This is a genomic window from Acinetobacter sp. YH16044, from assembly GCF_013417145.1.
Lineage (GTDB): Bacteria > Pseudomonadota > Gammaproteobacteria > Pseudomonadales > Moraxellaceae > Acinetobacter > Acinetobacter amyesii.
This window is the reverse complement of the sequence record NZ_VPEK01000005.1, coordinates 1-22,405: the sequence shown is the minus strand read 5'-3', so window position 1 is coordinate 22,405 and position 22,405 is coordinate 1. Positions and strand designations below refer to the sequence as shown.

Genomic DNA, 22,405 nt, shown 5'->3' with positions numbered 1-22,405 from the left:
AAATAAATGTTTGTGCTGCATGCCAGTCTTTTCCGCTGTTAATTTATTTCGTATAACGTTCTTATAAACGCATAATGTCATTGAATAGAGCCAGTAGCATCATGCTACCCAGCAATACCATACCAATTTTTAATCCAACCAATTGTATTTGTTCAGAAACAGGTTTACCACGAATTAATTCAATAAAATAGTAAATTAAATGACCGCCATCGAGCATAGGAATCGGTAGTAAATTTAAAATACCTAAACTCACACTCATCAGTGCCATAAATGAAATGAAGGTTTGCCACCCCATTTCAGCACTTTGTCCAGCCACTTTCGCAATGGTAATCGGACCAGATAAATTATCCAAACCCACCAAACCACGCACCATTTTTACAATAGAATTCAGGATCATACTAGATATCTGCCCTGTTTTTTCTACCGCTTTGCCCATCGCCTCTACAGGCGTGTATTGAATGGTTTGTTTGTATTCGGCGGGAATATTGACTTTACCCGGATCGCTTTGTACACCTAAAAGACCTGTGACTTTACCCATTTGGTCACGCTTACCTTGCGGCATCACGTTTAAATGCACAATTTTATTTTGTCGTAAAACATCAATTTTAAGTAACTTTTCTGGAGAAGCTTGTACAACTTGTACAACATCAAACCAGTCTTTCATTTTTACGCCATCAATCGAAACAATTCGATCACCCACTTGCATCCCTTGGCGAATCGCTGCGCCATCTTCACTGAGTTTTGAAACCACTGCAGGAATTTCAGGACGATATGGCGTAAAACCAAGAACATCGAGTGGTGACTGAGTTTGGTCGCGTAAAAAACTCTGAATTGGTAAACTGAAGTTTTGAATTTGCCCTGCACGTTCAGCTTGAATTTGAATGTTGCCAGTTTCACCCACACGATCAACCAAGGCATAATTCAAGCGCTCCCAAGTGGATACTTGAGTACCATCTACGGCAGTAATTTTATCACCAGACTGCATTTGCGCAGCCGCTGCTGGTGTATTTGGTAAAATTTTACCTACGCGCGTATTGAGCTGTTCCTGTGCAGGTAAAAATAAAATCCAAAACAACACCACAGCAAAAGCCAAGTTGATGAGTGGCCCTGCAGCAACAATTGCAATACGTTTCCAAGGGTGTTGTCTGTTAAATGCTTTCGGTAAGTCTTCTGCTGCGACATCACCTTCACGCTCATCTAACATTTTGACATAACCACCCAGTGGTAATGCAGACAGTTGATATTGAATACCTGATTTCTTCGACGTCCACTTGAGCAGTGTTGGGCCAAAACCAATCGAATAAACTAAAACCTTTACGCCCAGTTTACGTGCAACGAAATAATGCCCAAATTCATGAATCGCTATCAGCGGTCCAAGTAGCAATATTGCTGCAATAATCATAAACAAGGCATTCATGTCTTAACTTCCTGAATTCAATACTGCTTTTTCAGCAACCATACGTGCCGATTTATCTGCATGCAAAATAACATCAATATTATTTGCAGCTGAGTTTTCAACTTGCCCCAACACATGTTCCACAATTTGCGGGATTTGAGTAAAGCCAATTTTCTCATGCAAAAATGCTGCCACGGCGATTTCATTGGCTGCATTTAAAATCGTAGGAGCTAAGCCTCCAGCCTTCATGGCTTGACGTGCTAATTTTAGTGCTGGGAATCGCTGTATATCAGGCTGTTCAAAGTTTAACTGTGAATGAACAAATAAATCTAATGGAGGCACATGTGTTTGAATACGCTTTGGCCACGCTAATGCATGAGCGATAGGCGTACACATATCAGGATTTCCCATTTGTGCCAAAGTCGAACCATCTACATATTGAACCATTGAATGAATGATACTCTGTGGATGGACAACAACTGTTACAAATTGTTCTTCAACTGCAAAAAGATGACAGGCTTCGATCAATTCCAAGCCTTTATTCATCAGCGTTGCAGAATCAACAGAAATTTTTTGCCCCATCGACCAATTTGGATGCTTACAGGCTTGTGCAGGCGTCACACTTTGCAATTGTTCTAAACTATGATGCAAAAATGGACCACCAGAAGCGGTAAGTAAAATTTGTTTGACACCTAGCTTTGGCTGACCATGACGCTCACCTTGTAGATAAGTTTCAGGCAAGCATTGGAAAATTGCATTGTGTTCAGAATCGACCGGCAGCAACAAAGCATTATTTTCACGTGCGGTCTGAATCATGATGTCACCCGACATCACCAGCGCTTCTTTATTTGCAAGCAACACGCGTTTACCTGCTTTCGCAGCAGCCAATGTAGGTAGCAATCCTGCTGCCCCCACAATAGCTGCCATGACCACATCAACTTGTGGATGTTCTGCTACTGCGATTAATCCTGCTTCATCATGCAGGATTTCAATATCAGTTAATTTTTCAGCTACGAGTAATTGGCGCAGTTCATCCACTTTATTGAATGGAACAACTGCGATTTTCGGTCGATATTGTTTGCATATTTCGACAAGTTCTACAATTCGGCTATGTGCAGTGACTGCAAAAACTGAATACTCTTCGGGGTGCTGTTGCAGAATCTTTAAAGTACTTTGACCAATGGATCCTGTTACACCCAATATACAAACAGATTGTGACATCTATAAATCTACGCCAATTAATTTTAAAACATACATACCTGCTGCAAAGATAGGTGCTGCGGCAAGCAACGAGTCGATACGGTCCAGCACACCGCCATGTCCCGGAAGAATACGACCAGAATCTTTGATCCCTGCACGACGCTTGATCATCGATTCAAATAAATCACCAAGTACTGAACTAAATACCGTTATTACTGAAAGTATTAAAAATAAGATATGTTCAGCGATGCTTAAATCTAGATAAATAATTTCAACAACAATGACAATTAGCATTGCAGTGAATAGACCGCCATATAAACCTTCGATCGATTTATTTGGGCTCACATCTGGTGCAAGTTTTTTCTTACCAAATTTACGTCCCACGAAGTATGCACCACTGTCTGCACCCCATACCAACAGGAACAGATACATGAGCCACCACGGTGAGTTCATCCACACAGAAAAAATAGCAGTTACCGCAGCAGGAACTAAGACTAAACCAATACCACTCAGACTCGGGTTATACCAGTTATCGTAATCAGGATAAGACTTCACCCAATAGACACTTAAGATCCAAGTAAAGATCGAAGCCGCCCAAAGCAGTAATGCAACATCTGTAAAATGCAATGCTAGTGCTGAAAGAATAGCAGTGACTAGACCATAGCCCCAAGCGAAAGGTTTAATCACATTTTGTGTATTCCGCGGCATGAGTTTGAACCACTCATAACCCGCGACAGCTGATGCAATAATCATCAGCACAAGCATTGGGTATTTAGACTCGGTTGCAAACATGCAACTCAGTACAACTGAAACCAGTACCAATGCGGTTATTATCCGCTCTAACATTTATTTATTCTCAAACTGCTCTTGTTGAATCTGCTCTGAGGTCTTACCAAAACGACGTTCACGACCACCAAATACTGCTAGTGCGTCGTCAAATTCTTCAATGGTAAATTCAGGCCATAATGTCTGGGTAAAATAAAGTTCTGCATACGCAGCTTGCCAAAGCAAGAAGTTCGAGAGACGGAAATCACCACCTGTACGAATTAACAAATCTACCGGAGGTAGATCACTTAAACTGACATATTGACCAAAGACTTCAGCATCCACTGCTTCAAGATCTATTTTGTTAGTTAAAACATCTGCTGCGATTTGTTTTGCAGCCTGTGCCATATCCCACATACCACCGTAACTAATTGCAATAGTTAAAGTCATGCTGTCGAAATTAGCAGTCCTTTGTTCGGCTTGCAACATTAAGTCACGTAAGTTAGGAGATAAACGAGAACGATCACCAATAAAACGTAGGGAAATGTTAAATTTTTCCATGCGTGGCAACTGCTCATGAATGGTTTCTTCGAGAAGAGCCATTAACAAATCAACCTCAAACTGAGGACGATTCCAATTTTCACTCGAAAAAGCAAAAACGGTCAGTGCTTGGATATTTCTTTTACGACAATGTTCAACGATGGGATCTAGGATGTCCTTTCCAGAACGATGCCCTTCACCTTTTTGCATTTGATTCTTTTTTGCAAAACGATTGTTGCCATCCATAATGATGGCAACATGTTTTGGAAGACGGGAAGTTTCTTCAGATGAGGTCATTAAAACTTAGACCTTCATCAATTCAGCTTCTTTTGCAGCCAGACGTTTTTCAACTTCAGCAACGAATTTGTCTGTGATTTTTTGAATGTCATCACCCGCGCGACGCTCATCATCTTCAGAAATTTCTTTTTCTTTTAACAATGCTTTGATATCACCCAAAACATCACGACGGATGTTACGGATCGCAACTTTTGCATTTTCAGCTTCGTTACGTGCAACTTTCTGCATGTCTTTACGTGTTTCTTCTGTTAATGCAGCCATAGGAACACGGATGGCATCAGCAGTAATCGGGTTTAAGCCCAAGTCAGATTCACGAATTGCTTTATCAATTGCAGCAACCATTGAACGTTCAAAAGGCTGAACAAGTAGAGTACGAGAGTCTTCTACACCCACGTTCGCTACTTGGTTTAATGGCACATCAGAGCCATAGTAAGGAACCATAACACCGTTTAAAATTGATGGGTGCGCGCGGCCTGTACGAACTTTGGCAAAACCATGCTCTAGAGAATCTAGAGATTTGTTCATACGGTCTTCTGCGTCTTTTTTAAGATCGTTAATCATGTGATCTTCCTTACTTAATTCGAAAAGATGTAAATTCTAAAATAGCTTGTAGTATAAAGAGCTTTAAGGCCCACGTACATTAGTTAGTAACGTGAGTACCCTCTTTTTCACCCATTACCACTGAAAGTAATGAACCTGATTTGTTCATATCAAATACTTGAAGTGGAACGTTGTGGTCACGGCATAAGCAGATCGCAGTTAAATCCATCACACCCAGTTTTTCATCTAAAACTTGGTCAAATGTTAATGCATCGTATTTCACTGCATCTTCATATTTACTTGGATCTTTGTTGTATACGCCATCAACCTTCGTCGCTTTAAGAATAAGATTGGCTTCAATCTCGATACCGCGTAAGCATGCTGCTGTATCTGTCGTAAAGAATGGGTTACCTGTACCTGCGACAAATACACAAACTTCGCCACGTGTTAAATGACGAATTGCATCACGGCTAGAATATGATTCAACTACAGCACCAATGGGTAAAGCTGACATTAGACGAGTTTTGATATTACGACGTACCAAAGCATCACGCAGTGCCAAACCGTTCATCACAGTGGCCAACATACCCATTTGGTCACCTGTTACACGGCCAACCAAACCATCTTTTTGTAATTGGCTGCCACGGTAAAGGTTACCACCGCCGACAACGATACCCACTTGAACACCCAAACCAACAAGGTGCGCAATTGCGAGTGACATTTGATCGAGCACTTGTGCATCGATACCCATCTCTTTATTGCCCGCTAAAGCTTCACCTGAAAGCTTAAGCAGGATGCGACCAAAACGTGGTTTTTTAGAATCAAGCATCATCAACTCCGAATTATTTAATTTCAATTACTTTTAATGAATCGTTTAAACAGACTTAACCGAGATCAGTTTTGCAAATAAGTCATATTCATCTGCATCTGTGATTTCCACTTCAAGTAAATCACCTGCTTTAATCACTGACTTATCGATATCTTCCACAAAAACATTACCGTCAATTTCAGGTGCATCTGCATAAGAACGCGCAACAGCAACAGGGAACTCTTCTTCAAGATCATCCACAAGTACTGTCATTTTCTGACCGATACGACTTTGCAATTTCGCAGCAGAGATTTCTTGCTGAACTTGCATGAAACGTTCATAACGCTCTTGTTTGATTTCTTCAGGCACATGATCTGGCAAATCATTTGCAGTCGCGCCTTCAACTGGTGAGTAAGTAAAACAACCCACACGATCAAGCTGCGCTTCTTTTAACCAATCAAGCAACATTTGGAAGTCTTTTTCAGTTTCACCCGGGAAGCCCACAACAAATGTAGAACGAATCACAAGATCAGGGCATTTCTCACGCCAAACTTTTAAACGCTCCAGTGTATTTTCACTGTGCGCAGGACGTTTCATGAGTTTTAGAATCTTAGGACTTGCATGTTGGAATGGAATATCCAAATACGGCAAAATTTTGCCTTGTGCCATTAAGTCAATCACAGCATCTACATGTGGATATGGATATACATAGTGCAGACGCACCCAGATACCCAATTGACCCAATGCTTCACACATGTCATAGAATTTGGTTTTAACGGGCTGACCGTTCCAGAAGTCCAATTTGTATTTGGTGTCTACGCCATAAGCCGATGTATCTTGAGAAATCACAAGGACTTCTTTTACGCCTGCTTTTTTCAGCGCTTGAGCTTCAGTCAATACTGAACCTACTGGACGAGAAACCAAATCACCACGCATGCTTGGGATGATACAGAATGTGCAACGATGGTTACAACCTTCTGAAATCTTCAAATAAGCATAATGTTTTGGTGTTAATCGAATACCTTGTTCCGGTACTAGATCAATAAACGGATTGTGTTTCGGTGGCTCAGGCACGTATTCGTGCACAGCTTCCATCACTTCTTGATATGCCGCAGCACCTGTCACTTTTAAGACATTTGGGTGCATTTGGCGAATTTTGTCTTCGTCTTTACCTAAACAACCAGTCACAATTACGCGACCGTTTGAACTCATCGCTTCGCCAATGGCATCTAGCGACTCTTGTACTGCAGATTCAATAAAACCACAGGTATTTACAACTACTAAATCGGCACCATCATAATCTGATGCTACATCATAACCTTCAGTCTTTAACTGAGTTAAAATTCGTTCGGAATCTACCAATGCCTTAGGACAACCTAAAGAAACAAAACCGACTTTGGGGGATTTCATGAATCTGCGCTCCACTATAATCCGCGTATTGTATGTCTTTTCAAAACATAAAAACAGGTGAAAAGGCCACTCTTTATATTACGCACCAAAATAATGCTATAAATTCATCCATATAATTTCATTTGCACCATTTTAATGCATTTTTGATTTACAGCCTGTTTTTAATCGGCTATACACTTTATTTAAAGTCTTAAATAAGCGCATTTATTCAAATAAGCATCAAAACTTAGCGTATTTCTCAAATAGTTGGCTTATATCTTGCATAACTTGCATCAATTCGAACCTTATTAGATTGAACGATTTGCTTTATGAAGATGCCATTGCGCCATTTTAAGACAGGAACCTCTCGCTAATGGATCAGACTATGACGATTGATTACCGGCTTTTAGTGGATAATTTAACCACTGCCATTTTATTGGTCGATAGCAACCTAAATATTTTTTATTTAAATTCATCTTGTGAAGCGCTTTTTGACATCAGCTTACTTCGTGCATCAGGTCAGCCTGTATTAAATTTACTTCATATGCCCGATGATGAATTCAATACGCATGATGCATTAATGAATACATTAACTTCTGGTCAACACTATACGCGCCGAGAAGCAACGATTAATGTCAACTTTAAAGACATTCATGTCGATTACACCGTGTCACAGCTCAACTCAGGTAAACCCTACCACCCTTTGCTATTGATTGAGCTCAATCAAATCGACCGGATGTTAAAAATCTCTAAAGAAGAAAACCTGATTCAACAGCATCAAGTCGCACGACAACTGATTCGTGGTGTTGCCCATGAAATTAAAAATCCACTCGGTGGTATCCGTGGGGCGACACAACTTTTAGCGCGTAGCTTAAATGATCCGAAGTACAGCGAATTCACCGACATTATTATTAGTGAAGTAGACCGATTACGTAATCTTGCTGACACTATGCTTGGTTCAAGACAATTACCAAGTTACGAACCAGTCAATGTCCATGAACCCCTTGAACGTGTTCGTTCACTGATCGTCAACCAAACCAAAAAGAAAATTAAAATCACCCGTGATTACGACCTTTCTTTACCGGATGTTCTGGCAGATCGTGATCAATTGATTCAGGTCATGCTGAATATCAGCGTCAATGCCGTTCAGGCGATGACTGAAAATAAAGAGTTCTTTGTTGAGCATCAACCAGAACTCACCTTGCGCACACGTATTCAACGGCTAGTCACCATCAACGGTGTATTAAAACGTTCTGCGGTACGCATTGACATCGAGGACAATGGACCGGGTGTCCCACAAGAAATATTAGAATCCGTATTTTACCCATTAGTGACAGGACGAGCGAAAGGTACAGGCCTCGGCCTAAGCATTGCACAAAATATTATGCATCAACATAACGGAATGATTGAATGCCAATCAGTTCCTGGAAAAACAGTATTTAGCCTATATTTACCTTGGGAGTCAGATCATGTCGCGTAATAAGATTTGGGTCATCGATGATGATCGCGCCATGCGTTGGGTGCTGGAAAAAACATTCAAAGAAGAAGGTTTTGATGTTACCAGTTTTGAAGAAGCACAATCCGCTTTAGATCAGTTAAGTGTCGATGCGCCAGATGTTATTTTGACAGACATCCGTATGCCGGGTATTGATGGACTGACCTTTTTAGGTAAAGTCAAAGGCAACTACCCTGACTTACCTGTGATCATTATGACTGCACATTCAGATTTAGAATCTGCTGTGTCGAGCTATCAAACGGGTGCTTTTGAATATCTACCAAAACCTTTTGATATTGATGAAGCCTTAGCACTTGTAAACCGTGCAATTTTGCATATTACCAAATTGCAACAACAAGAATCTGCTAAAACCGCTCAACCGATTCAATCTACAGAGATTATTGGTGAATCACCTGCTATGCAGGAAGTCTTCCGTGCCATTGGTCGTCTTTCTCAATCACACATTACTGTATTAATTAATGGTGAATCAGGCACGGGTAAAGAATTGGTTGCGCATGCGTTGCACAAACACTCACCACGTGGCAACAAACCTTTTATTGCGCTCAATATGGCAGCAATTCCAAAAGATTTGATCGAAACTGAATTATTTGGCCATGAAAAAGGCGCGTTCACAGGTGCCAACACACAGCGCCAAGGTCGTTTCGAACAAGCTAATGGCGGGACTCTTTTCCTTGATGAAATTGGCGACATGCCATTTGAAACTCAAACACGTTTACTGCGTGTTTTAGCGGATGGCGAATTCTACCGCGTTGGTGGTCACATCCCAGTCAAGGTGGATGTCCGTATCGTTGCGGCAACACACCAAGACTTAGAAAAGTTAGTACATGAAGGTCGCTTCCGTGAAGACTTGTACCACCGTCTAAACGTGATTCGTATTCATATTCCAAAACTTGCACATCGTAGTGAAGATATTCCGATGCTTGCACAGCACTTCCTAGCAAGTGCAGGCAAAGAACTTGGGGTAAGCCCGAAAATTCTGCGTCCTGAAACGCAAGAATACATGCAAAAACTGCCGTGGCAAGGTAATGTGCGTCAGCTCGAAAATACCTGTCGCTGGCTAACAGTCATGATCACAGGCCGTGAAGTTTATCCAGAAGATTTACCTTCTGAATTAAAACAGATTCCAATTCAAGGCACAGATGGCAATCCTGCTACTCAAGGGATTGATCGTATCGGGGTGCATCATTGGGATGAATTACTTGGTCAATGGGCTGTGCAAAAACTTAAAAATGGTGAGATGAAAATTCTCGACATTGCCACACCAATGTTTGAACGCACCCTCATCAATGCAGCACTACAGCAAACACGTGGGCGTAAGCGCCATGCAGCAGAACTTTTAGGTTGGGGTCGTAATACCTTAACCCGTAAACTTAAAGAACTCGGTATGGACAGTGCCGAAGATGATGTCGAAGAAGAATTAGAAAGTTAATTTTCTGGTTTACATTAAAAAAAGCCAGCCACTTGACTGGCTTTTTTTTATTTTAAGATTTTTTAGCAATGTTTTATGCCGTAAAGCCGACATAGCGTGAATAACCTTCCACACCTAAATCAGACTTATAAATCAGAAACTCAGGGAAACTTGAGGCGGTAATTTCAGTAAACATATGATACTGATCATCATTGGCATGCAAGTCATCGACTGTATGCTGCATGGTTTGCTCAAATTCATCTGTAATAAACTCAAAACCAATATCCATTGCAATAAACAGCACATGCTCACATGGCTGCACATACTGCTCTTCTGACCAATCAATCACTTGCTGCTGGCAATGTGGACACTGAATGTTATCTGAAGGAGAAATATCAAGTTCGATCAATTGATAAGACATAGAAGTAAATTTATTCATAAATATTAGATTTATTCTAACAAAACTTAGTTTCAGCTAAAGATATTTATTCAATAAAAAAGGAGCCGTAGCTCCTTTAAATATGACTGATTTCGATTATTTCTTAAGGGATGACTTATAGGCAGATAATGCAGCCACTGCGATAGCTGACAAAGCAATACCCGGCGCACTTGCAATTAAAATACCTGTCGCTCCTAGTCCTAGTGCCAAAATCTTACCTGTGAGTAATGGACCCGTCATTGCACCCAAACGACCCCATGAAATCGCACTCCCCACACCTGTTACTTTCCCAGCTGGTGTATAGAAAATTGGAGAGATCCCATACAAAATCGATTGACCACCTGTAGAGAAAATCCCGCCCATGATGCCTGCTGCGATAAGTACAGGAATTGAATTTGTTGTGAACAGTACAAACAATGCTACAAACAAACCTGAATAGATAATCACTGCCATTTGCCATAATTTTAGGCGATCAAGTAAGTAGCCTAAACCCAGCGTACCAATCACTGCGCCCACTTGGAACATCAACATGATCATGAAAGCTTGTTGCTTTTCCAACCCTTGTTCCATAAGCAAGTTAGGCAACCAACTGATCAGAATATAGTTCACCATTAAGGTAAAGAAGAAGCTTAACCATAGCGGCAATGTATATTTATAACGCTGTTCAGCAAAAAGGATTTGCCCCATCGCTGGAACCGCTTCTTTGCTTTCTGCCTGAACTTTTTCAGTACGCTTATCTTTTAAGATAAGCGCCATGAATGGAATCAGGATTAAAGGCGTTAAACCACCAATTAAAAACAATGTATGCCAAGAGATATCTTTAAAAATAATACCCAAGCCAGCAACAAAGATTGCACCTACAGGTAAGCCGCAGTACATCAAACTATTTAAGCGCCCACGGTTAGCATCCGTCGCTTCATCACCCACCACCGAGATCATCGTTGGCATCGCAGCGCCCAAACCTAAACCTGTAAAGAATCGTGCGATATATAAAATTTCAATGCTTGGTGCAACTGCCGTGATAGACATAAATACACCGAAGATAAAAATCGACAGCATCAGGACTTTCTTCTGTCCCAAATAGTCAGCGACACGCCCCCCAAAGAACGCGCCAAATAACATACCAAACACACCTAAGCTAAATACATAGCCCATTTGCACTTGATCTAAGGAAAATGTCGCTGCGATTCCTTTTGCTGCGATACCGGGCGCTTGCAGGTCAAAACCTTCAAAAAATGCTACCCAGAAACACAAAAATACCGTTAGAAATTTTTGCATTTTTCCCGATTGTTGATTTGCCATAATCGAACTCCATTCATGTAGCGTAAACCCACTTGTACGCCATGCCCTGAAGTTTCGGCTTTATTGGGTAGAATAAATACCACTACAAAGGTCGGAATTCACACGACCAAAAGCCCACCATTAAGACCTAAAACTTTGTATATCAATAGTTTTTAGATCTTATTTTTTGTATTTATAATTCATTATCAATCACTTAAGTTTATGAAAGATTTTAATAATCAAACCATAGCTAAAACTAATGATGATCAAAATATTCATTTAATCCGATCAAATACCTACAGCCAATAATTTATTGGCAATAAAAAAACCCGCAACTGAGCGGGTTTTTTATTTAACTCAAAATCTTATGCAGATTTTTTCGCTTGGTTATTCTTACGAATCGTAATCATCACCAATTGAACAGCTGCAGGTGTTACACCTGGAATACGACTTGCTTGTGCCAATGTTTCAGGCAATACATTCTTCAGCTTCATGGTAATTTCACGTGAAAGACCAGAAACGACATCGTAATCAAAATCAGCTGGAATACGTGTATCTTCCAAACGCTTCATTTGCGCAACGTCTTCTTGCTGACGGTTAATATAACCCGCATATTTCACTGCAATTTCAATTTGCTCACCCACAAATGCTGAAACTTCTGAACCTGTCAATTCAGCAATTTGTGAGAAGTTGATATTTGGACGTTTGAGCAAATCGATCGCATTGGTTTCCTTAGACAGGTCATCACCCGTCATTTCAACGAATTTTTTGCCTAGTGGATTGTTTGGCGCTGCCCAAAGGTGTTGTAAACGTCCTTTTTCAGTTTCAACTGCTTCCATTTTTTGGCAGAACGAATCCCAACGCGCATCATCCACAAGACCCATTTCACGGCCAATTGCAGTTAAACGTTGATCAGCATTGTCTTCACGCAACATCAAACGGTATTCCGCACGCGAAGTGAACATACGGTACGGTTCTTTAGTACCCAAAGTAATCAAGTCATCAACCAATACACCCATGTACGCTTCATCACGTTTTGGTGTCCATTGCTCTTGATCCCATGCACGACGTGCTGCGTTTAAGCCTGCAAGCAAACCTTGCGCACCCGCTTCTTCATAACCCGTTGTACCGTTAATTTGACCTGCAAAATACAAGTTATTAATCGATTTGGTTTCTAAAGAGAATTTCAATGATTGTGGGTTGAAATAATCGTACTCAATTGCATAACCCGGACGCAATATGTGCGCATTTTCCATACCACGAATCGAACGAACCAATTCAAACTGAACGTCGAATGGTAAAGAAGTCGAAATACCGTTTGGATAAAGCTCATGTGTGTCCAGACCTTCAGGTTCCAAGAACACTTGATGCGAATCTTTATCGGCAAATTTATGAATTTTATCTTCAATTGATGGGCAGTAACGCGGACCGACACCTTCAATTTTACCGGTATACATCGGTGAACGGTCTAAACCGCCACGGATAATATCGTGAGTTTTTTCATTGGTATGTGTGATATAGCAATTGATTTGCTCAGGATGCATCGACGCATCACCCATGAACGACATAGTTGGAGATGGGAAATCACCTGGCTGTGGCGTCATCACAGAGAAATCAACTGATCGTGCATCGATACGTGGTGGTGTACCAGTTTTTAAACGACCTACAGGTAAGTTCAATTCACGAAGGCGCGCAGCCAATGAAATTGAAGGAGGATCGCCCGCACGACCGCCTGAAGCATTATTTAGACCTACGTGGATCACACCACCCAAGAATGTCCCTGTAGTTAATACAACAGTTTTCGCATCAAAGCGAATACCCATTTGGGTGACTACACCTTTAACGGTATCGCCTTCAACAATAAGGTCATCAGCGGCTTGTTGGAAAATATCCAAATTCGCCTGGTTTTCTAAAGTATGACGAATCGCAGCTTTAAAACGTACACGGTCAGCTTGGGCACGAGTCGCTCGTACTGCTGCACCTTTACGTGAGTTTAAAATACGGAATTGAATACCACCTTTGTCGGCAGCCAATGCCATTGCACCGCCAAGCGCATCAATTTCACGGACTAAATGTGATTTACCAATACCACCAATGGCTGGGTTACAGCTCATCTGCCCTAAAGTCTCAATATTATGAGTTAAGAGTAAAGTCTGTCGACCCATACGTGCCGCAGCAAGAGCTGCCTCAGTACCCGCGTGACCGCCGCCGATAACAATGACATCGTAAACTTTAGGATAATGCATAGTGGTAAGGAGATTAAAAAAGAATGACGGAAGATTATAGCAAAACTTCACCGATAAGTTGACTGATTAACTCGATTTTATTGTTATTGACTACCGTTTTATGCCTATATATTTCTTTATGAACATACATACTTTGCAAATTCCACATAAAAATATACATTTCTCAAGCAAATGTTACTCGAAGATAGTTGTTTTATTCTGATGATTTTTTATTCTGTTATAGATCCCATGAGAATCATAAGGACTATAAGCATGAATAAGAATATTTTGCTATCCACGGTTTTATGCGGTTTATGTTTATCACCACTTGCTGCCTCAGCCAATGATAAAGTTGAGAAAGTGTATGATGCACAGCGATATCAACAAGTCTGTAAAGGTAAAAGCCAAGGCGCTCAAGTTTCATTTGCCTATCGCGGTATTATCTGGAATGGTATCTGCGAACCACAATTTTTTAGCTCTTCCAAAAATGTAAATATTCATGGCGAAGAAGCCGAATTATTAAGCACATGTAGCGCAGATGCCAAAGCCACTACAGCAACGATCAATGGACAAGAAATCAAAGGAAAATGTGCTTTAGGGTTCACTCCTCCTCGTCCTAAATAAACAGTTATCGATGAAAATATCGACCAATTAACAGATCAAAAATAAAGCGGGTAAAACATCAGTTTTTACTCGCTTTTATTTATTGCTTATTTATTAAACTGAGATAAACTCAAAAAATACTATAAGGATAAAAATATCAGGAAATTCCATGGATTCGGGATTATTTGCATTTTTTCTACCCATTGCTTTAGCTATTATGATGATGGGTTTGGGGCTCGAACTTTCTGCCAAAGACTTTTTACGCGTTGGACGCTATCCAAAAGTTATTTTCATCGCTTTATTTACTCAACTTATTCTACTGACCAGTATTGCGTTTTTCCTGTGTAAATTACTGGAGTTACCCCCTTTGCTCTCGGTCGGGCTCATGTTGCTTGCGGCTTCACCCGGCGGCCCCACCGCAAACCTTTTTAGCTACCTATATAAAGGTGATGTTGCATTAAACATTAGCTTAACGGCCATTAACTCAGTTGTATCGTGCTTTACGCTGCCTTTTATTGTCAACCTATCCATTTTGCATTTTGTTGGTGAAAGTACCAGCATTGGTATGCCTATAGATAAGATCACCCATGTATTTCTGATTATCCTAATACCAGTTTGTTTCGGTATGTTTATTCGCAACTCCTTACCGACTATCGCATATCACATCAACAAGCCGATGAGAATGTTATCTATTTTCTTATTAATTCTCATCTTTACACTCGCAGTTTTGCGTGAACAATCCAACATTATTACGTATTTTGCCAGCGTCGGCATTGCAACCTGTTTGCTCTGTTTCAGTGGATTATTTTTGGGCTACTTAATTCCATTCCTCGCGGGTGTCCCGGAAAAGCAGGCACGTGCGTGTACCTTTGAGATTGGCATTCATAACACCAGTATCGCGTTAACTATCGCACTGAGTGTGCTTGAAAACACCACAGTGGCGATACCTGCCGGTGTTTATTCTATTTTTATGTATTTATTGGCGACCTTATTTGGTTTTATTTTGACGCGCCGTGGCAGCCACCTGATTCAACAAGTGAAAACATAAACTATTTTTTCTAACGCAATCACCATAAGGACTTTGGTGAAAAACCATTAAATATGCTCAAGGAGAATAAATACGATGGATTCTGGAATTATTACGGTTCTTTTGCCATTAGCACTGGCCTTTATTATGATCGGGCTTGGGCTAGAACTTACCCCCAAAGATTTCGCACGTGTCACCAAACATCCTAAAGCCGTGTTGATTGCTTTATTTTGCCAACTCGTGTTGCTTGTCGGCATTGCCTTTTTATTATGTAAACTGCTGGCATTGCCACCACTGCTTGCAGTCGGCTTGATGCTACTCGCAGCCTCACCCGGTGGTAGTACAGCGAACTTATTTAGTTATCTATTTAAAGGTGACTTGGCTTTAAATATTACCCTGACCGCCATCAACTCTGTCATTGCAGCATTAACCCTTCCATTGATCGTGAATTTTTCGATCATGCACTTTATGCAAGAAGGTCAACAAATCAGCCTACAATTTGGAAAAATCCTCCAAGTTTTCGGCATTATTATCATCCCTGTCTGTATAGGCATGCTGCTCCGTCACTATGCACCTAAACTGACTGAGAAACTGCATAAACCACTCCGCATCTTTGCTGTGGTCTTTCTCATCTTAATTATTATCGGTGCTATTTACTCTGAGCGACATAATATTGCGGCTTATCTAACTCAAGTTGGCTTAGCAACGGTTCTATTCTGCATCTTCAGCTTATGTATCGGTTATTTTGTTCCGCGACTTTTCGGCATCAATAGTGCTCAGGCACGTGCATGTGCATTTGAAATCGGGATTCATAACAGCACATTGGCCATGACCATCGCCTTAACAGTGATGGCCAGCTCTGCAGTTGCAATGCCTGCGGCAGTGTATTCAATCTTTATGTATATCTTTGCTGCTGTATTTGGCTTCCTAATTACACGCTTTGCACCGATCTCGACAACGACAACCGAAACAATTAAAAGTTAAGGCACTGAAAAGTTAAAAGGATGCCACGTGCATCCTTTTATTTTTTGTCAATTTTGATAATCGCTAGCTGCAAGTTGCCGAGTTCCGTTACAATAGCTTTTTATAAAACTCATTTAGGTTATGTCCGTGAAGTGGTTACAAATTCATATTACTGTTGAAAAAGCTCAAGTTGATTACACTGAAACGCTGCTCAGTTCTTTAGGTGCAGTCAGTGTCACGCTAGATGATGCAGAAAATCAGGATTTACTTGAACCACTTCCAGGTGAAACACCACTTTGGAATAAAGTGATCGTAACTGGTATATATGCACAAGAAGATGATGAAGAAATTGATGTTGCAGCATTAGAAACATTTATTAAAGCTCAACTTCCTGATGCGCCAATGCGTAGCGAATTCATTGAAGACCAAGAATGGGAACGCACATGGATGGATGCTTACGAGCCTATCCAAATTGGTGAAAAATACTGGATCGTACCAGAATGGATGGAAGCGCCAGAAGCAGACGCCGTAAACATCAAACTAGACCCAGGTCTGGCATTTGGTACTGGCAACCATGCATCAACATTCTTATGCCTACAATGGTTAGGTAAAGTTGATCTAAAGGATAAAATCGTAATCGACTACGGTTGTGGTTCTGGTATTTTAGGTGTTGCCGCTTTACTTTTGGGTGCAAAAAAAGTTTATGCCACTGATATTGACCCACAAGCGGTTTTAGCAACACAACAAAATGCCGAATTGAATGGTGTGCTCGAAAATTTGTATGTAGGCCTACCTGAAGAGTTCAACCAAGAGCTCGCTGGACAAAAAGCCGATGTGTTTGTTGCTAATATTCTTGCAGGCCCTCTAATGGCCTTGGCTGCAGAATTCTCAACTTTAATTAAATCTGAGGGCGAGTTCGCACTTGCAGGTGTAATTGAAGAGCAAGTTTCTGATGTTTCTAGTGTTTATTCTGAATTTTTTGATATATTAGACGTAGAAAAACGTGACGAAACATGGTGCCGAATTTCGGGTAAACGCCAACAGTATTAAAATTTAAAATGTGTACTTATGAGCGACAAATTAACTAACTGCCCAACTTGTTTTACAACATATAAAGTAACTGTTCCGCAGCTTACTGTCGCTCAGGGCATGGTTTGTTGCCCAAAGTGCTCTACATCTTTTAATGCACTGTCTCATTTGGTGGTAGATAAAGCGTTGTCTTTTTCTACCCCTGAGCCAGAAAATGCGCCGCAAAAAAATACCAATACTATTATTAATGTCAGCGAATTTAATAATACGCTTACGCCAGTGACTGTTGAAGTAACACCAAGCCACCATTTATTAAAACTATTTGATCAAAAAGTCGAAAACTCTAATATCGATCTAAAAACCTATTTAAATAACTTAAATTATTTCAGTACCGAGCCGATCGGCAACCTTCCTGCTGTAAATTGGGCAGAACAGGCTGAAAAAGATAAAAAACGTACACCACTGAACTATTTTATGTGGTTCTGTATTAATGCCTTCTTATTTGGTGCACTTATATTCCAGTTTTTCTGGTTCAATCCACAATATTTAAAAAACAGCCCAGTAATGGGTGCAGCATTCACAGCCGTGTGTGATGTATTCAATTGTTCACGTCTTGAGGAGCACTACAGTTTAATTAGCACCAAAAAAGTTAAAATTCGTAGCATTGGCAATAATGAAACACGTTTTACTGGTGAAATGATCAATTTTCATGACCGTAGCCTTGCCTTACCCAATATGAAAATTTCACTAAAAGAAAATGGTGCTGAAATAGCAAACTATACGCTTTTACCTGAAGAGTATTTGGACGAAAGTCTGCATGGCATCCAACGGATCCCAAAAAGTAGTCCTTTTAAATTCCAATTTAGCCTACCAATTGCACGCAAAAGCTTCGATAATTATTCAATTGAGTTGATTCGCCCCTAATATTGAAAAAAACTATTAAAAAAGTAAAAAAAACATAAAAAAAATGCAGTTTTCTTGCTCACTTTTTCCTAGACAATGGTATGATACGCGCCACGAAAGCTTTGTGCTGCAAACTCCTCGCTAATTTTTCACAACAAATACAATCCCAACCGTGCGCTTTAATATTTATTGCGTATTGAGTAGATTTTTTGTTTGTTTTTTAGGCTGTAACAATTATTAATCTATTGTTACGCTTATTTTTCGAACAATTTTGCGAGTTGTGTCAAGCTACAAGTAATGTACAAGTTTTAGAACTCCGCATTAGGAACTAAAACGGAGTTCATTCAAGTTTATAGACCACTTTTAACAAATCACTTTACCCAAGTGATATTTGATTTTTCGGATTAATTCGCATGAATAGCAAATCTCCTATTTTTACTGCACAATCTGATGTCGCTCTTCGTATTCACGTAGATCGCGCAGTTCGCCATTACTTTGCACAATTGCAAGGCGAGCAACCATCTCAGGTATACGATATGGTGCTGGCGGAAATGGAGAAGCCTCTTCTATCTGTAGTTCTTGAATATACACGTGGTAATCAAACCCGTGCTGCTGAGATTCTCGGCTTAAACCGTGGTACTTTACGTAAAAAGTTGAAAGCTCACGGTTTAATGAGTGAATAAATGATAAAATGCTTGCGGCTTCCGCAGGCATTTTTTTTAACCTGCATTTTGCTAATTTTGTTTTAATCTGTTCCTTGAAAACTGTGACGAAGATCATGACTATTAAACGCGCTTTAATCTCTGTGTCTGACAAGACTGGAATTGTTGAATTTGCACAAGAACTTGCTGCTCTAGGGGTAGAAATTTTATCTACTGGCGGAACATACAAATTGTTGAAAGACAATAATGTTGCCGTAGTTGAAGTTTCAGAGCACACAGGTTTCCCAGAGATGATGGACGGCCGTGTAAAAACGCTACATCCGAAAATTCATGGTGGTATCTTAGCTCGTCGCGGTCTAGACGAAGCTGTGATGGCTGAACACAACATCGATGCAATCGATCTTGTAGTTGTTAACCTTTATCCGTTTGCTGCAACTGTTGCAAAACCAAACTGTTCACTTGCTGATGCGATTGAAAACATCGATATCGGTGGTCCGACTATGGTTCGTGCTGCTGCGAAAAACCATGCTTCTGTTGGTATCGTGGTAAATGCTGCTGACTATGCAACTGTCGTTGCTGAGCTTAAAGCTGAAGGTTCACTTTCACATGCAACTCGTTTTGACCTTGCGGTTAAAGCATTTGAACATACTGCTCAATACGACGGTATGATCGCTTCTTACTTAGGCGCTCGCGTAGGTAAGGAAGAAGGTCAAGCAGATAAATTTGCGCGTACTTTCAATACTCAATTGAACAAAGTTCAAGACTTACGTTACGGTGAAAACCCGCATCAATCTGCTGCTTTCTATGTAGAAGACACAGCGACTGAAGCTTCAGTTTCAACTGCGAAACAGCTTCAAGGTAAAGAACTATCTTATAACAACATCACAGACACTGACGCAGCACTTGAATGTGTTAAATCATTCGCTAAACCTGCTTGTGTAATCGTTAAACACGCAAACCCATGTGGCGTAGCAGTATCTTTAGACGGCATCCAAGCGGCTTATGACCTTGCTTATGCAACTGACCCTGAATCTGCATTCGGCGGCATCATTGCATTTAACCGCGAATTAGATGTTGCAACTGCGCAAGCCATTGTTGACCGTCAATTTGTTGAAGTGATCATTGCTCCAAGCGTTGCTGAAGGCGTGCTTGAAGTTACTGGCGCGAAGAAAAACGTACGTGTACTCGTATGCGGCGAGCTTCCTGCAATTACTGAACGTAAAGCTCAGTTAGATTACAAACGTGTGAATGGCGGTTTGTTGGTTCAAGACCAAGACTTAGGCATGATCACGAAAGATGACCTTAAAGTTGTGACTAAACGTGCACCAACTGAAGCAGAAATTGATGACTTGATCTTTGCTTGGAAAGTTGCGAAATACGTTAAATCTAACGCGATTGTTTATGCGAAAGGCCGTCAAACGATTGGTGTTGGCGCAGGTCAAATGAGCCGCGTTAACTCTGCTCGTATTGCTGCAATTAAAGCTGAACATGCTGGTTTAGTGGTTGAAGGTGCGGTAATGGCATCTGACGCATTCTTCCCATTCCGTGATGGCATTGATAACGCTGCAAAAGCGGGCATCAAATGCATTATCCAACCGGGTGGTTCTATGCGTGATGAAGAAACAATTGCTGCAGCTGATGAAGCTGGTATTGCAATGGTCTTCACTGGCATGCGTCATTTCCGTCACTAAGTTGGCAACGTGATCATGACAATTAAGCACATTTTTTTGCTTAATACACTAGATTTATAATCTTGCATAAAGTCCTCTCCTGCTTTCAGGTTGAGGACTTTATGTCATTTTCGATTCATGGAGTATGAACCGATGAATATTTTAGTTTTGGGTAATGGCGGTCGTGAACATGCATTGGCATGGAAAATCGCACAAGATGACAAAGTCGCAAAAGTATTTGTAGCACCGGGTAATGCGGGTTCTGCAACTGAAAATAAATGCGAAAATGTTGCACTAAATATTTTAGACAATGCTGCGATTATCGACTTTGCAAAAAATAATGCAGTTGATTTGATCGTGGTTGGCCCCGAAGCACCACTAGTCAATGGTGTGGTGGATGCTTGCCGTGAAGCGGGTGTAAAAATTTGGGGCCCAACTCAATTTGCTGCACAGCTTGAAGGCTCTAAAGCATTTGCGAAGCACTTCTTAAAACGCCATAACATCCCAACTGCTTTCTATGATGTATTTACAGAAGTAGATGCAGCAAAAGCATTTGTTGAAAAAAATGGTGCACCAATCGTTATCAAGGCAGATGGTCTTGCTGCGGGTAAAGGCGTAATTGTTGCCATGACCAATCAAGAAGCATTTGATGCGATTGATGACATGCTTGCAGGCAACAAATTTGGCGATGCTGGCTCACGTGTAGTAATCGAAGAATTTCTTGCAGGTGAAGAAGCTTCTTTCATTTGTATGATTGATGGCGACAACATTTTGCCAATGGCAACGTCTCAAGATCACAAGCGTATCTTTGAAGGCGACCAAGGCCCAAACACTGGCGGTATGGGTGCTTACTCTCCTGCTCCTGTTGTGACTGCTGACGTATTTGAAAAAACCATGAATGAAGTGATGCGTCCTACCGTTGAAGGTATGAAAAAAGACGGTCATGTTTATACAGGTTTCTTATACGCAGGTTTAATGATTGATGAACAAGGTCAGCCTAAAGTGATCGAGTTCAACTGTCGTTTTGGCGACCCTGAAACTCAACCCATTATGATGCGTTTAAAATCATCTTTAGTTGATTTGGTTGAAGCTGGCATTGCAGGTAACTTACCTGCGGAAGCTGAATGGGATGAGCGCAAGACTGTAGGTATCGTACTTGCATCTAAGGGCTACCCTGAAACGTCTAGCAATGGTGATGTAATTTCAGGTTTAGACACTGAAATGGCAGATGCGAAGGTGTTCCATGCTGGTACTAAAGCACTTGAAAATGGTGATATTGTGACTGCTGGTGGTCGTGTTCTTTGTGTGACTGCGCTTGGTAATACGATTGGTGAAGCTCAAGCGAAAGCTTTAGAACTTTGCCAAAAAGTAACCTTTAACGGCGTTCAATACCGTAAAGATATTGGTTACCGTGCGATTGCGCGTGAAAATGCTTAATCTTAATTTAAATTTAATAAACAACCCGCCGAGTGCGGGTTTTTTTTGATATATTCAATTAAATATCAAACAAATACTTTTTAAAAATGCGCTTTAATTTATTTAATCAACCATCTGAAGAAATACAATATTTAGGGACACCTTATACTCAAGATTGCATTGAAGCAATTGCCTTAGTTCGGCTTTGTTGCACAAACCTATCTGTAAAGGCTTTTTCAGCGATATAATTTTCAAATGAAGAAGCCTACACACAAAATCTATCGCACAACCAATTGGCCCGCATATAACCGAGCACTCATGAGTCGCG

At 40.7% G+C, this 22,405-nt stretch carries 20 protein-coding genes; 10 read left to right on the top strand and 10 right to left on the bottom strand.

Annotation, left to right across the window (positions count from 1 at the left end):
• Positions 1-61: 61 nt before the first annotated feature.
• The 7 genes from rseP to rimO form a co-directional block, all read right to left on the bottom strand.
• A complete protein-coding gene (gene rseP, locus FTV38_RS05005) occupies positions 62-1,417 on the bottom strand; it encodes an RIP metalloprotease RseP (RefSeq protein WP_180021708.1) in 1,356 nt (451 codons plus the stop codon).
• 3 nt (positions 1,418-1,420) lie between these two features.
• Positions 1,421-2,617, bottom strand: coding sequence for a 1-deoxy-D-xylulose-5-phosphate reductoisomerase (gene ispC, locus FTV38_RS05000; RefSeq protein ID WP_168377611.1), 1,197 nt, complete (start codon positions 2,615-2,617; stop codon positions 1,421-1,423).
• Positions 2,618-3,442, bottom strand: a complete 825-nt coding sequence (locus FTV38_RS04995) for a CDP-archaeol synthase (RefSeq protein ID WP_078193533.1) — start codon at positions 3,440-3,442, stop codon at positions 2,618-2,620.
• Positions 3,443-4,198 (bottom strand): polyprenyl diphosphate synthase, encoded by a 756-nt coding sequence (gene uppS / locus FTV38_RS04990; protein WP_078188723.1) that lies wholly within the window; start codon positions 4,196-4,198, stop codon positions 3,443-3,445. It lies immediately after the preceding gene.
• Between the two features lie 6 nt (positions 4,199-4,204).
• Positions 4,205-4,759: a ribosome recycling factor gene (frr, locus tag FTV38_RS04985; protein ID WP_078188724.1), complete on the bottom strand. Its 555-nt coding sequence runs from the start codon at positions 4,757-4,759 to the stop codon at positions 4,205-4,207.
• Between the two features lie 79 nt (positions 4,760-4,838).
• The gene (pyrH, locus tag FTV38_RS04980; RefSeq protein WP_078193535.1) at positions 4,839-5,567 is read right to left on the bottom strand and encodes a UMP kinase; all 729 of its coding nucleotides are present in this window, start codon (positions 5,565-5,567) and stop codon (positions 4,839-4,841) included.
• 45 nt (positions 5,568-5,612) lie between these two features.
• The gene (gene rimO, locus FTV38_RS04975) at positions 5,613-6,956 is read right to left on the bottom strand and encodes a 30S ribosomal protein S12 methylthiotransferase RimO (RefSeq protein ID WP_180021706.1); all 1,344 of its coding nucleotides are present in this window, start codon (positions 6,954-6,956) and stop codon (positions 5,613-5,615) included.
• A gap of 352 nt (positions 6,957-7,308) precedes the next feature.
• On the opposite strand from rimO, the gene glnL reads away from it, so the two are divergent.
• Complete coding sequence (glnL, locus tag FTV38_RS04970) at positions 7,309-8,415, top strand: nitrogen regulation protein NR(II) (RefSeq protein WP_078188727.1); 1,107 nt, start codon at positions 7,309-7,311, stop codon at positions 8,413-8,415.
• Positions 8,405-9,880 carry a nitrogen regulation protein NR(I) gene (gene glnG, locus FTV38_RS04965; protein WP_180021704.1) on the top strand — a complete coding sequence of 492 codons (1,476 nt, stop codon included), beginning with the start codon at positions 8,405-8,407 and terminating at the stop codon, positions 9,878-9,880. Before glnL ends, glnG begins: the two co-directional genes overlap by 11 nt.
• A 73-nt stretch (positions 9,881-9,953) precedes the next feature.
• Here glnG and FTV38_RS04960 read toward each other — a convergent pair whose 3' ends face one another.
• The 3 genes from FTV38_RS04960 to mnmG form a co-directional block, all read right to left on the bottom strand.
• On the bottom strand, positions 9,954-10,280 hold the full coding sequence (locus FTV38_RS04960; protein WP_078193710.1) for a hypothetical protein: 327 nt from the start codon (positions 10,278-10,280) through the stop codon (positions 9,954-9,956).
• 114 nt (positions 10,281-10,394) lie between these two features.
• A complete protein-coding gene (mhpT, locus tag FTV38_RS04955) occupies positions 10,395-11,600 on the bottom strand; it encodes a 3-(3-hydroxy-phenyl)propionate transporter MhpT (RefSeq protein WP_180021702.1) in 1,206 nt (401 codons plus the stop codon).
• Between the two features lie 344 nt (positions 11,601-11,944).
• Positions 11,945-13,825: a tRNA uridine-5-carboxymethylaminomethyl(34) synthesis enzyme MnmG gene (gene mnmG, locus FTV38_RS04950; RefSeq protein WP_180021700.1), complete on the bottom strand. Its 1,881-nt coding sequence runs from the start codon at positions 13,823-13,825 to the stop codon at positions 11,945-11,947.
• A 252-nt stretch (positions 13,826-14,077) separates the two neighbouring features.
• Here mnmG and FTV38_RS04945 point away from each other — a divergent pair, with 252 nt between their 5' ends.
• The 8 genes from FTV38_RS04945 (at position 14,078) to purD (ending at position 22,098) form a co-directional block, all read left to right on the top strand.
• The gene (locus tag FTV38_RS04945) at positions 14,078-14,428 is read left to right on the top strand and encodes a hypothetical protein (RefSeq protein ID WP_180021698.1); all 351 of its coding nucleotides are present in this window, start codon (positions 14,078-14,080) and stop codon (positions 14,426-14,428) included.
• A 148-nt stretch (positions 14,429-14,576) separates the two neighbouring features.
• Positions 14,577-15,455, top strand: a complete 879-nt coding sequence (locus tag FTV38_RS04940; protein ID WP_180021696.1) for a bile acid:sodium symporter family protein — start codon at positions 14,577-14,579, stop codon at positions 15,453-15,455.
• Positions 15,456-15,530: 75 nt separating this feature from the next.
• Positions 15,531-16,418: a bile acid:sodium symporter family protein gene (locus FTV38_RS04935; protein WP_180003877.1), complete on the top strand. Its 888-nt coding sequence runs from the start codon at positions 15,531-15,533 to the stop codon at positions 16,416-16,418.
• 126 nt (positions 16,419-16,544) lie between these two features.
• Positions 16,545-17,447: a 50S ribosomal protein L11 methyltransferase gene (gene prmA / locus FTV38_RS04930; RefSeq protein WP_180021694.1), complete on the top strand. Its 903-nt coding sequence runs from the start codon at positions 16,545-16,547 to the stop codon at positions 17,445-17,447.
• Positions 17,448-17,465: 18 nt separating this feature from the next.
• Complete coding sequence (locus FTV38_RS04925) at positions 17,466-18,350, top strand: DUF3426 domain-containing protein (RefSeq protein ID WP_180021692.1); 885 nt, start codon at positions 17,466-17,468, stop codon at positions 18,348-18,350.
• A 392-nt stretch (positions 18,351-18,742) separates the two neighbouring features.
• Positions 18,743-19,012 (top strand): DNA-binding transcriptional regulator Fis, encoded by a 270-nt coding sequence (fis, locus tag FTV38_RS04920; RefSeq protein WP_001086304.1) that lies wholly within the window; start codon positions 18,743-18,745, stop codon positions 19,010-19,012.
• Positions 19,013-19,107: 95 nt separating this feature from the next.
• Positions 19,108-20,682, top strand: a complete 1,575-nt coding sequence (gene purH, locus FTV38_RS04915) for a bifunctional phosphoribosylaminoimidazolecarboxamide formyltransferase/IMP cyclohydrolase (RefSeq protein ID WP_180021690.1) — start codon at positions 19,108-19,110, stop codon at positions 20,680-20,682.
• A gap of 132 nt (positions 20,683-20,814) precedes the next feature.
• Positions 20,815-22,098, top strand: coding sequence for a phosphoribosylamine--glycine ligase (gene purD, locus FTV38_RS04910; RefSeq protein WP_180021687.1), 1,284 nt, complete (start codon positions 20,815-20,817; stop codon positions 22,096-22,098).
• Positions 22,099-22,405: the final 307 nt, after the last annotated feature.